This is a genomic window from Rothia sp. HMSC065C03 (assembly GCF_001837295.1).
GTDB lineage: Bacteria > Actinomycetota > Actinomycetes > Actinomycetales > Micrococcaceae > Rothia.
The window spans coordinates 155,815-168,313 of the sequence record NZ_KV831988.1 but is presented as its reverse complement, the minus strand read 5'-3'; the positions used below and the strand labels follow the sequence as shown (position 1 = coordinate 168,313).

The window sequence follows — 12,499 nt, the reverse complement described above, 5'->3', positions numbered from 1 at the left end:
CCGGGTACCCCTCCCACCCCATGCAGGAGGTGGGAGGGGACCCGAACCGTTCGCTACCGGTTAGCTACCGTCTAGCGGCCGGCCTGGTTAGCGACCTTCTCGGTGTAGCGGTAGATGAACGCCGCCATTGCGTCGCGCGCAATGGGGGTCACCGGGCGGTAGGTGCCGTCCGGCCAGCCGGTGCTGATGCCCTTCGAAGCCAGCCACGTGATTTCACGGTAGAACTGGTTATCGGTGGAAACATCGCTGAAGTGGCTGGTCGCGGGCAGATCCACGTGCGGGGAACCCGCTGCACGGTAGAAGAACGCAGCCATGGCGTCACGGTTCACCGGTGCGGAGGGGCGGAACGTGCCGTCCGAGTAGCCGGTGGTGATGCCCTGAGCCTTCATCCACTCAATCTCCTTGTAGAAGGGGTGCGTGGTGGGCACGTCCTTGAAGCTCGGAGTGGAGGGGGCAGTGAACTGCGGGGAACCCTGCATGCGGTAGAAGAACGCCGCCATTGCGCCACGTTCCACGGACTCCAGCGGGCGGTAGGTGCCGTCCGGGTAGCCGGTGGTGATGCCGCGCTGAGCCAACCAAGAGATCTCGGTGTAGAACTGGTCGCCGTTCTTCACATCGGTGAAGCGGGACGGAGTGATGTACTCGGTCTGCTGCTCCTTGATGTTCAGCACCTCGGCGCGGTTGCCCTTGGCGCCGTTGGTGCCGGAGAGGTCGCCGGTGCCGTTGTGCAGGTGCAGCAACAGCGCCTTGGCGGGGGTACCGGATTCGCCGAGCGCGGGGATTGCGTCAGCGGAGCGGTGCGCCGTCAGGGTGGTGCTGGAGGCATCCGGGTGGAGGCCAGCCACGGCGGAGGAGTCGCCGCTGAACCACAGCTTGGGGCTGAAGGGGCGGTACTTGATCCATCCGGTTTCGCTGACGTTACCCCACTCGTACTGGGTGGTTGCGCTGACTCGGTACTGGATGTCCGGGTTGTTTGCGCTGGTCAGGCCCAGGTCCTTGAGGGGTGCACTCATGATGAGGGTGTTGGTGTCCATCATGTTGGTGTCCACATCACCCCAGGCGCCGTTGAGCGGGTAGTAGCCGAGCTCGACGAGGTTGCCATTCTTGTAGCCGTAGAGGCGAACCAGCGGGTAGTCCAGGCCCTTAGCGCGGTCGGTGACCAGCTTGTAGTCGGCGCGGTTGTTGCCGTCAGTGTCGATTTCTACGGTAAAGGTGTTCTCGTAGGAGACAACATCCCAGTTCGCCCAGGTGGAGATACCGAAGCGCAGGGTGCCGTCATCGGCGTTGCCGCCGGCTGCCTTCAGTGCGGGCGCATCCGAGGAAGCACCGACGTACTGCAGGTTCGCCTTAACGTTGCTGTTCAGCGACAGGGAGGTGGGAGCCACACGGTCCACGCTCGCACCGTACTCGAACGCGCCGAGCAGGGAGCGGTAGCCGCCCTGGTTGACCTCGGTGCCGCGCAGCGAAATCTGGGACTTGGTCCAGCCGGTGTCTGCCTTCTGAGCCTCGTCGCTGGAGGGCTTCTGGGTGAAGGTGACGGTGTCTTCGGCAGCGTGCATGGTGCTCACGGGCTTGGGTGCCACGTGAACGGGCAGACGCAGCGCCTTGGTGCCGTCTTCGGTGAGGACGAGTCGGCCGGATGCGCTGGCAATGTACTGACGGTACTGTTCGGGAACGGTTTCGTTGCCGGTGTAGTAGTCAGTTGCGTTCTGGGTGGTGTCCATTGCTGCGTCGCGGGTCTTCTCCAGCTTGGACGGGTCGATGCGCACGGTGACTTCGAACTTCTTAGTTTCACCGGGTGCGAGGGTGACCGCGGAGGGGAAGGAGTATTCCACACCGGGAATATTAGTGCTTTCAGCGTAGGACAGGGCGTAGGTGTGTGTCACGGAGTCGGTGTTCTCGACCGTCACCTCGCGGGTGAGGGTCTGAACGCCAGTATCCGGTGCGTACTCGAGCACGCCGAAGCTCAGGGACACGGTACCGCTCTTGTCGGTGTTGTAGACGAGGGACTTCGACTGCACGGCAGCGAGGGTGTCGACTCGTCCGGCGCCCACACGGTCCACCGCGTATGCGGCACCGGATTCGGTGCGCACATCGTGGGTTGCGGTGTTCATGAGGGCGGACTTGACCTGTGCGGGGGTGTAGCTCGGGTGGCTCTGCATGACCAGGGCGGCGGAGCCGGTCACGTAGGGTGCCGCCATGGAGGTGCCGCTGAAGGTCACGGAGTTGTTACCGGTCGCCACCGCCGCGGAGGTGATGTACGAGCCGGGTGCCGCAATGTCGGGCTTGGTGTAGCCGTAGCTACCGTGGAAGCCGCGGGCACTCATGGGGTTCAGCTGATCCAGCTTATCGGTGTCCACGCGCAGGGAGGACTTCAGCTCGTTGCCGAGGCGCACGGTCAGGGGCTTACCTGCCGCTTCTGCTGCGGTGATCTGTGCACGCAGGTCCTTAGCGGCGGATGCTGCCAGGCGGAAACCGGGCAGGGTATCGTTACCGGCAATACCCAGGCCGGGTTCTTCGTCGTTGCCTGCAAGTAGAACGCCCTTGGCGCCTGCCGCCTCTAGGTTGTCGAAGCGCACCTTGGAGCCGCAGGCGAGTTCACCGTCATCTTTAGCCCAGTCGATGAGCACCCACTTGCCCTTTACAGCTGCCGCTTCGTCGGCGCTGAGGGCGTTGCAGGCGTAGCGGTTGTTCTCGGAGATTGCGGTGAGTTCACCGGTGAATTCCTTGGTGCCCGCCTGTGCCCAGGGGTAGGAGACGCTGTAGTCGCCGCGTACCTTGCGGGTGGTGCCGGTGGCGGGGTCGGTCAGCTCTGCCGCATCGACGGCGCGGGTGGAGCCGTAGGCGTTAGCTACGGTGATTGCGCTGGCTGCGGTGGCGGGGTGACCGGAGTTGGAGTAGGTGTCGCCGCGCAGGCTGTAGTCGTTGGCGTTACCTGCGGAGATCACGGAGAGCACGCCGGCGCGGGTGAGCGCGTCAACGGCGTAGGCTTCGGGGTCGTCCTGCGGGGAGAATTCGCCGCCGAGGGACATGTTGACCACGTTCACGCGGTCGGAGAAGTCGCCGTCACCGTTGGGGTCGAGGGCACGGTCGAGCGCCTCAATAACGACGTTGGTGCTGCCGCTGCAGCCGAAGACGCGGAAGGCGTAGATTTCAGCGTCGGGGGCGACGCCGGGGCCGATCTTCATGGTCTTGAGCTGCTCTGCGGTGAGCTTGCTGTAGTCGCCGGTGAAGGTGGTGCCGTCGGCGTTCACACCGTAGCCTGCCGCGGTGCCCGCCACGTGGGTGCCGTGGCCGCCGGTGGTGCAGTCGAGCGGGTTGCCGTCGGGGGTTGCGGTGTTGGTGCCGTCGTAGGCGTCACCGACGAGGTCGTAGCCGCCAGCAACCTTGGTGCGGTTGATGAGTCCGGAGTCTGCGGAGGGCAGCTCGGTGAGCTTGGATGCCTTCTCGTAGTCTTCGAGCTTGCCGCTACCGCCGAAGTCGGTGTGGGTGTAGTCGATGCCGGAGTCGATGACGGCGATCTTCACGCCCTTGCCGGTGTATCCGCCCGCGCCGGCGGGGTTGGTGGTGCCGGTCCAGGTGGCGAGGGAGCCTGCATCAATGGCGGCGCCCGCGTTCTGGCGGTACTTGGGCAGGATGGGCGAGATTTTCTCTACGTCGGAGCGGTTGGCGAGTGCCTTGATGGACTCGGCGTCACCGCGCACTGCCACGCCGCGTACCGCGTTGTGGGTGGTGTAGAGGACCTGTGCGCCGGACTGGCTGCTGACCTGCTGTGCCTGGCTCTGCACCTGGGAGGCGATTGCCTGCACCTGCGAGCTGGTGTTGACGGGTGCCTGCACGCCGGCGCGTACGCCTGCGGGCTGGGTCTGTTCAAAGGCGCCCTTACCCTTGAAGCGGACGAAGGCGGTGACGGTGCCGCTGGCGTTCTTCATGCTTTCGCTGAGTACCTGCTTGACGGCGTCGGGGTCTTCTGCGGCGTGGGCGGTGGTGCCCAGTGCTGCGAGGGGGCTCAGCGCCATGCTGAGGGTGAGTAGCCCGCTGCCGATTCGGCGTCGGTGCGACCGGCCGCGGGGGTTTGGGGAGGCGGTGTGTGTCACGGTGCTCCTTTGCTTGGCTCCCGGGGTGTTTCTGGGAGGCTTGTGGTGTTGTTCTGGTGGGTTCCAGCTGAACTTGAACACACTAGATGTGAACTAGGATACACCCCAAAGTGGCTTGTGAAGCGTTTATTACTCCTAAATGCATCAAAATGTGGACATGTTCGACTCTTTTCTTTTTCACGTTTTTCATTTGCATTTGGGTTCAGGTTCTTTTCAGGTTCGGTTGTTACTGTAAAACCATCTATTGAACATCTATCAAAAATGATGGGATAGGGAGGGCTGAACCATGGTCAAGCGACGCGTTTCTGGTGACGATTCTGTTCTGCTGATGTCGTCCCAGGTTGTTTACGGCCGTCCCGGCTCACTGTTGGAACGCATCCATAGGGGAGAGGTGCAGGGCATCCTCACCGAGTACAGCTCATCCGCCTGGCAGATTGGCGAGGTGGTCGGCTACGCCCCCGTGGAGAAGCCACCCGAAACCTTGGATATGAAGAGCCTATTCACAGACTGGAGCGGCTTCACCTGGTATGTGTTGGGGCCGCTGCTTCGGATGGTGTTCTGGGTGGTCTTTTTTCTCGTGCTGATGAGTCCGGTACTTTTCAGCCTGGGTTTCAGGGGAGTGGACGAGGAAACGGCGATGATTTTCTTTGCCTTGTTGATTCCGCTCTTTTATTTCCCTCCGCTGATTTTGCTTGTGGGCTTTGTTGGCCTCGTCGCAGAAATCTGGTTGCTGCTCCTCTGCGTAGGAAAGTTTCTAAATGCTGTTGGGGATGCTGTCGAATCGACGCGCCTGCTCATTAGGCAGCACAAGGTTCAGCAGGATTTTCAGTTCCGGCTGGTGTACGAATGCACCCCGCTTGACGGTAGCTCAGCTGAGGCATTGCTGCACCGCATCCTTGAGTCGCACCCTGAGGAGGAATCATGACCGCCGATAAGAATCAGCCCGCTTCCCCTGGTCAGCGTGTTTTGAAGATGGCACCGCAGGTGTATTACGGCTACCCCAACCCGCAGCTGATGCACATCCACGCGGATGACGTTCAAGAGACTCTCCCCGAGGAAGAATTGCCGGAGGAGCACGGCGGTGAACTGGTCGGGTACAGCCCCGTGTCGGTTCCTTACCGTAAGCCGAGTTCAGAGAGAGCTGGGAAGGAGGCGCTGGCGTACCTGGCGTTGGCTATCGTGGCGGATCCATTCGTCTATATCCTGGGAGGTCCTATCCTGGGCGAAGAAACCCTGGTATCTCTTTTTGGGGCAGGCGTAGGATTTTCGATGCTGAGCTTCGGCATTCTTCCGTTGGTGCTGTTCCTCTTCTCCCTGTGGGCTGTTATCAACTTCTTCGCTGTGATGGTGAAATCCACCGGTAAGCGCGAGACCGAGGAAAGAATCAAGTTCCGGTTGGTGTACGAGTACACCTCCTCCTCTGAAGGAAGCCAGGAGGGCGACGATTCACTTCGTTATGGTGATATCGACCAACCGGTGATGGACCCTGGCCCCCCGCCCACTTCGTTCCAGAAGCAGAAGGCATGGCTTCTGTTCTTGGGAGTTTCCGTCCTGAATCCGTATATTGCGGCGGGGATTCTCTCCGTCACCGCTCTGTTCGGGCAGGGAGAACTCGTCGCAGCTCTCTTTGCAACGGTGAATCAGGTGAGCGCAGGGCTCATGGGGATTCCCGGCATCATCTGGTGTATGGCGTGGATTCTGAGCCTTGTGCGGCTTAACGAATCGGACGAGGCGTAAGCAGATGAGCCACTGGCTCAAAGAACAGCTGCGGGATTGAGCCCCCGCGCATCGAACACACAATGTAGACAACACAACAGACACATAACAGCAGACAAGCATTGGAGGAGGTCACCGTGGCGGAGCATCGCGAAGCACCGAAAAACCCTCAGAACCCAACCGAGAAGAGCGATAGCGAGTATCAGCCCCTCTGGGATATGGAGCAGCCCGCCCCCGATTATTCGGCTTTGCTGCTTCACGGAACGCCCGTTCCCGCACCAACCGGGGAGATTCCCGAGCCTGTGAAGGAGGTCCTGGAGATACAGAAGGCTCGTTCTGCATCCGCGCCTGCTGACCCTGTGGTTCCTGTAGTGTCCTATTCTGCGGTTCCCGCTCCTGCAGTGCCCAATCCTGCGGCGTCCGCTCTGGCGGTTTCTGCGCCTGCACCGTCTGTGCTGGCTGCGAATTTTTTCCCTTCGGCAGAGGGGTACCCGGTGCTGAACCGGCCGCTGTATGGCCGCCCGGGCCCCACGATGCGCCGAATGTCCCCCATGGGCACGGATACTGGTGCATCTGCATACCAGCAGGTGCCAAGTGTGTTTCCCACCTGGCAGGAGGGGAAAGTAGCGGGTACACCACGACCTATTGGGTACATCTCAGCGACCCCACTTGCGGGTAAGGTGCGTGTATCAGACCTGTGGTGGAAGGCGTGGCCTGAGTTCATAGTGCTCTTCTTCGTGGGTGTGGTGTTTAATCCCCTGACTTATCTTCTGTTGGCTACTGTTACAGAGGATCCTAGCTTCGGCGGGTTTATTTTCTATTTCTTCCTGATGCTTTCTCTGGCGACATTTGGTCTTCCCCTGTTCTTGTGGGCTGGTGCGCTGATTTTTGCGCTACTCCGAGTGAGCCGAAAGTATCGGGCGCTGAAGTGGAAGGCCATGCCTCTCGGGTCGTTCTGGTTCTACCTGGTGTATGACCGCCTGCCTAGGGACTCCGAGGAAATGCAGGGAATCCTGGGTGCAGCGTCTTCGATGTCTTCGGTGGCGTCAGCCCCTCAGCCGCTGAGTGCCCCGAGCCCTACCTCAAGCTCTGATCCAAACTCAGCGGATGTATCGTAGTCGACTTCCCGTGAGCCCCTGGACTCTGGTAGCGCTGAACCCCCGGCAGTGTTAACACGTGCGTGTTGGAGCTTGTCGGGGGCTTTTTCTCAGCTTTTATCAGGTAGGTTTCAAGGGAGCGCCCAGCGCTCGCTGGTACGGTGGTGCCACTAGGAGTATGTCTGGTGAGCGAAGGAGACGACCATGGCAGACCGACCCACCGCGAAGCGTGAAGGTACGCATCACGAAAATATGAAACACGAAGAGGCGTACCAGCCACTCTGGGACACCGACCAGTCTATCCCGGAATACATGACGCTACTCATGGGCGAGCAGACGCAGAAAAATGAAGACGTTGAGCTGCACGAAGCCTCCGACAGCGAAGACTCCGACGGTAGCAACGAACCGGAAGACACCTCAGAAGACACCCCGGAAGATACTCACGAATCTCGCAAGGACGACGAGGCGAACCACCCGGTAGCGCTCGCCTCCACTGAACAGGCTCAGCAAGAGCAGGCTCAGGCAACGCACGCCTACGGCGAGTACGTTCGGCTGGAACACCTCGGTCTGCAACCGGGCGCTATTCTGCCGGTTATTCCTGAGCCGTTCTTCGGCATCCCCGACTCGGAACTTATCGAAATGCGCCTGCTGGACCGCTCGCTTGAATCCTCCGCACCCATGCAGGCGTGCGCCGCCCACCTGAACCCGGTCAAGGCTGAGGAGAACCCCATATCGCGGGCGGCCGAGCTGCAACCGGTGGGCTACGTTCCCATCAATAATCCGTTGGCTGGCTCCAACATTGAAGAGATCGAGGGTCAGCGCACCTTCTGGAAAGCCGTGCTTATTGTCCTACTGATACTGAACCCGTTTGTGCTGGTTCCTTTGGTGAGCATGTTCGATAATAATGCCGGCATGTCGATGCTGTTCTTCTTCATCATTATCGGTCTGGGATCATTTTTTGTGGTGCCGATCCTGTGGATTGTGGGTATTGTTCAGGCTGTGAAGCATAAGAACCGGCTGAGGGAACTCATCCAGAAAACAAAGACGGTACATGCCGAGTTCTGGTACTACCTGGTGTACAACCGCCTGCCGGACGACTACACGGGCATCAACGGATACACGAAGAAACATGGTTTTTTCGATGAGTATGAGGCGCTGAAAAGGCGGGAACGTGTAAAGCTACGCGAGTCTGCGGCACCGCGCGAGGCCGCCGCACAGCGCGAGCCTGCCGCACTACATAAGCCCGCCGCGCATCCTGGCTCACCCGATGTAGAGATACAAGACTAACCTCAAGCCAATCCACACCGTATAACGACCTGCCCCTCCACGTACGTAACACCGCGTGGAGGGGCAGAGGCGTCTTTTTTATGTCATATTCGGGTTTCTTCGTCTGTTGTCCGGCGAGGGTTAATATTCCATTTACTTTGCCTTGATAGGGTGAAACCATCACGAGCGTTGCGACCAAGCCGAGCGAGGCGGGCACCCGCCGAAAACGGCGAGTTAGCCTGCCGCCGCGCCTCAATGATTAGCCGCGCCTCAACGATTAGCTGTATCCACTCATCGATAGATTAAGGAAAAGAACGATGTCCCAGAACCCGAACCCTGAACAGTACAACCAGTACTCCCAGCAGGCACCCTCCTACTCGCAGGCGCCGGGTCAGCAGCCCAACGGTTACGTAGTCTCCTCCAAGGACGACCAGAACATGGCGATGCTCGCGCACCTGGCTTCTGCAATTCTGTCTCTGCTGTCCTTCGCATCCGCAAGTATTCTCGCGCCGCTGGTCATGTGGTTCATCTACAAGGACAAGCCCGGTTACTCCTTCACTAAGGAAGCATCCCGCCGCGCGTTCAACTTCAACTTCTCCCTGTGGGTCATCAGCATGGCTTCCTGGCTGCTGATTATTCTGACCTTCGGCATCCTGGGCATCATCCTGTGGGTCGTCCCGATGGTTGTGGCTATCCTGATGGTTATCTTCCACAGCCTGGCTGCTCTGGCCGCAAACCGCGGTGAGCAGTACACCTACCCGATGACCTTCATCGAGATCATCAAGTAGTCTTCATAAGCTCATACCGGTAGCGCCCCCGTCCAAATATCGGATGGGGGCGTTGCCGTGCCCGGTGAGGCTCACCGGCACCGGATCTGGCACGCCTACCGCCCCGTAACACGGGACTTAAAGGGACGGGCACGGTATCATTAGAAGAGCTGTGCCTACCCGAAACATGAGGCGGTAGGTCGCCGCCGCGCCGTGAAATCCGGTGCGTATCTTCAAGGCTTTCAAGGAGCACAAAAATGTCAGCTGTCGTGATTGTGGGCGCCCAGTGGGGCGATGAGGGTAAGGGTAAGGCAACCGACCTGCTCGGCCCCCGCGTAGACTACGTGGTCAAGCCCAACGGCGGTAACAACGCCGGTCACACCGTGGTGGTGAACGGCCAGAAGTTTGAGCTGAAGCTGCTGCCCGCGGGTATTCTGAGCGATAACGCCGTCCCCGTGATTGGTAACGGCGTGGTTGTTAACCCCGAAGCTCTGTTCGCTGAGATTGACGGCCTTGAGGCACGCGGTGCAGACACCTCCCGCCTAAAGATTTCCGCTAACGCACACCTGGTCGCACCCTACCACCAGACCATGGACAAGGTGACCGAGCGTTTCCTCGGCAAGCGCGCTATCGGCACCACCGGCCGCGGTATCGGCCCCGCCTACATGGATAAGGTTGGTCGCCTCGGCGTGCGTGTTCAGGACATCCTGGACGAGTCGATCCTGCGTCAGAAGGTTGAAGGCGCACTGCGCCAGAAGAACGAACTGCTGGTGAAGGTCTACAACCGCCGCCACGTCGAGGTTGACGAGATCGTCGAGTACTTCATGTCTTACGCTGAGCGTCTGAAGCCGATGATTGTGGACACCACCCAGCTGCTGAACAAGGCACTGGACGAGGGTAAGACCCTGCTGATGGAGGGCGGCCAGGCAACCTTCCTGGACGTTGACCACGGCACCTACCCGTTCGTGACCTCCTCCAACCCGACCTCCGGCGGCGCGTGCGTCGGTTCGGGTGTGGGTCCGACCCGCATCTCCCGCGTGATCGGTATTCAGAAGGCGTACACCACCCGCGTGGGTGCTGGTCCCTTCCCGACCGAGCTGTTCGATGAGATGGGCGAGTTCCTGCGCACCACCGGCGGCGAGTTCGGTGTGAACACTGGCCGCCCGCGTCGTTGCGGCTGGTACGACGCCGTGCTGGCGCGTCAGGCTGTGCGCATCAACGGTTTCACCGACCTGTTCATCACCAAGCTGGACGTGCTGACCGGCCTGGATAAGATCCCGGTCTGCGTGGCTTACGACGTTGACGGCGTGCGCCACGACGAGATGCCGATGACTCAGACTGAGTTCCACCACGCTAAGCCGATTTTTGAGTACTACGACGGCTGGACCGAGAACATTTCGGATGCGAAGAGCCTGGATGAGCTGCCCGAGAACGCCCGCAAGTACGTGCTGAAGCTGGAAGAGATTTCTGGCTGCCGTATTTCCGCGATTGGTGTGGGCCCGGACCGTGACCAGACCATCGTGGTCCGCGACCTCATCAACGAAGACTAAAAACTGACGCGAAGGACCCCTGGCGAGGCTTTAAGTGCCTCATCGGGGGTCCTTTTAGCTGCGATAATTTGTAACATACTGTCTTATTTAGGGCACTATTTTGAATTAGTGTCATTCTGACGTTGATAAATGCTTATAGTAATGAGTAGACTTTTCTGTAGTCAGGGTTAAATAATTATCTAATATGAGGTTTATCTTTAAATGAATAAATTCAAAAACCATAAATACGGATAAAATTTATTTTGCGTGAGTGATAAGATTAGATTATCCAAGATATACCGAATCGGTATACAGGATTTAAGTGCTAATACGTCATAAAATACTTATGTGCTGGATGCATTTAATATTCTCACTCAACACGATTGGAGACAGTGATGTCTGCATTATCGCGCCGCTCAATGATTGCTGGCGCCGCATTGTCAGTTCCGTTTGCTTCAGCAATGGTATACGCTGATGCGCATGCTGATGAAGTTCAAGGTGGAATTACTCCGCAAAATCACACGAAAAACTACATTAATCTCCTGAGTAATCCGCAGGTGAAAGCTGATGGGTCTCAAGATTGTACTCAGGCCATTAATGATGCAGTAAGGACTTTGGCTTCAGCTGGAGGTGGAGCTCTAGAAATTCCTGCTGGAAAGTACAGGGTCAGTGCTCCTTTTATTCAGCTACTTGACCGGGTTGAAATCTTTGGGCATGGTAAGGCCACACAGATTATTGCTCATCCTGGCGGTGACCTAGTGCAGAAGGACGAAGACGAAGCGGAGTGTGTTGGTGTTTTCCACGTTGGATCTTACCTTGTTGCTGGACCGGAAAAGCCAAAGCCAGGTGATAAGGGGGCCAATCAGTGGTTCTCTGAGGCCCCTATGCGTTTTGGGGTTCGTGATTTAGTTATTCGTACGAATGCTGATAATGTCCGTCTAAATCGGGATGACCCTTATAGTCGGGCTCGGCACACTCCCATTATGAAGGGTGTGGCGGGAGTTATTTTGCATACGTACTATGCAAATAAAAACTATCGGCCTGAGCCTGAAGCAGTTGCAACACTAGAGAACCTTGAAATCTGGGATACAGATATGGGAGTTGCTATTTTGGGTCTCCATGACCGTGCGATGAAGGTCCATGACATTCGCGTGCGTATGACATGGAGGCAGGGATTCCTTGTGGGTAAACCTATTGGTCATAAGGCAATTAATGTGGATGGTATCGGTGCAGCTGATAATAAGTTCAGTATGTTGGATGTATCCGATGCCAACAAGTGTGGCAGGAATTATGCCGGCATTGAGGTCTACGCTTCGCAGTGTAAGTTTTCACAGTCAACGAGTTGGTATAACCACCGGTATTCGTCTGGAGAATCGCTGTATCAGTCGCGCCAGGAGGGGAAGCCACATTACGCATATGCAGGTAAGGCTGGTGCAGGCTGGTATGTTGCGGCAAGTCGTAATATGTTTATCGGATGCACTGCTCAAGAAAATGGGGGTCATGGCTGGGTAAGTGATTTTGAGCGTAATATCTTTGATGGTTGCATTGGCGAATCGTCCAGCTACTTCGATACAGTTCATGGTCAAGCTCAAAATAATCAAGCAGCCAATTGGTACATTAGCAATTGGTCGCATGAATGTAAGTTCATCGCTCCACGTTCCGATAATCCTCATAAGGTAGGTGATGGTGCTGTAAAAGCGGAGAAAGATGTACGTGCTGCACGGTGGGGCTTCTACTTTGAGCAAAATTGTAGGGATATTGTGGTAGTTGGTGGTGATGCCTACGATGAGCATCGTAAGAAGCATCCAGATAATTACTCATGGAAAGTTCACTTTGGCCCGTGGCGTGCAGGGTATATGGATGTCACGATTAATAACTTTGTTATGCGGTATGGAATGTATGACATTGAAGAAGAATCCAAGAAAAACCGGAAATATTTTGACAAAAATTCTAATTACAGTCGCGGTATTTATGAATCTAATTCTGTGGAATTTTAAATAAAAATTTGGGGCTCTATATCAATATCA

At 57.6% G+C, this 12,499-nt stretch carries 8 protein-coding genes; 7 read left to right on the top strand and 1 reads right to left on the bottom strand.

The features are described from left to right. Positions 1–71 precede the first annotated feature (71 nt). The gene (locus tag HMPREF2605_RS04115) at positions 72–4,019 is read right to left on the bottom strand and encodes a S8 family serine peptidase (protein WP_371440515.1); all 3,948 of its coding nucleotides are present in this window, start codon (positions 4,017–4,019) and stop codon (positions 72–74) included. A 364-nt stretch (positions 4,020–4,383) separates the two neighbouring features. Between HMPREF2605_RS04115 and HMPREF2605_RS04110 the strand changes: the two genes are divergently transcribed. From HMPREF2605_RS04110 to HMPREF2605_RS09260, 7 genes are all read left to right on the top strand, one after another. Next, entirely contained in the window at positions 4,384–5,022 is a 639-nt protein-coding gene (locus tag HMPREF2605_RS04110; protein ID WP_070687191.1) for a hypothetical protein, read from the top strand. Further along, a complete protein-coding gene (locus tag HMPREF2605_RS04105) occupies positions 5,019–5,834 on the top strand; it encodes a type VI secretion protein (protein ID WP_070847047.1) in 816 nt (271 codons plus the stop codon). Before HMPREF2605_RS04110 ends, HMPREF2605_RS04105 begins: the two co-directional genes overlap by 4 nt. A 116-nt stretch (positions 5,835–5,950) precedes the next feature. Next, positions 5,951–6,931 carry a hypothetical protein gene (locus HMPREF2605_RS04100; protein ID WP_070847045.1) on the top strand — a complete coding sequence of 327 codons (981 nt, stop codon included), beginning with the start codon at positions 5,951–5,953 and terminating at the stop codon, positions 6,929–6,931. Between the two features lie 183 nt (positions 6,932–7,114). Continuing rightward, positions 7,115–8,197: a pyruvate ferredoxin oxidoreductase gene (locus HMPREF2605_RS04095; protein WP_070847043.1), complete on the top strand. Its 1,083-nt coding sequence runs from the start codon at positions 7,115–7,117 to the stop codon at positions 8,195–8,197. A 296-nt stretch (positions 8,198–8,493) separates the two neighbouring features. Then, positions 8,494–8,964 carry a DUF4870 domain-containing protein gene (locus HMPREF2605_RS04090; protein WP_012904287.1) on the top strand — a complete coding sequence of 157 codons (471 nt, stop codon included), beginning with the start codon at positions 8,494–8,496 and terminating at the stop codon, positions 8,962–8,964. 236 nt (positions 8,965–9,200) lie between these two features. Further along, entirely contained in the window at positions 9,201–10,493 is a 1,293-nt protein-coding gene (locus HMPREF2605_RS04085) for an adenylosuccinate synthase (RefSeq protein ID WP_049338292.1), read from the top strand. Positions 10,494–10,867: 374 nt separating this feature from the next. Next, a complete protein-coding gene (locus HMPREF2605_RS09260; protein ID WP_080973386.1) occupies positions 10,868–12,469 on the top strand; it encodes a pectate lyase family protein in 1,602 nt (533 codons plus the stop codon). Positions 12,470–12,499 lie beyond the last annotated feature (30 nt).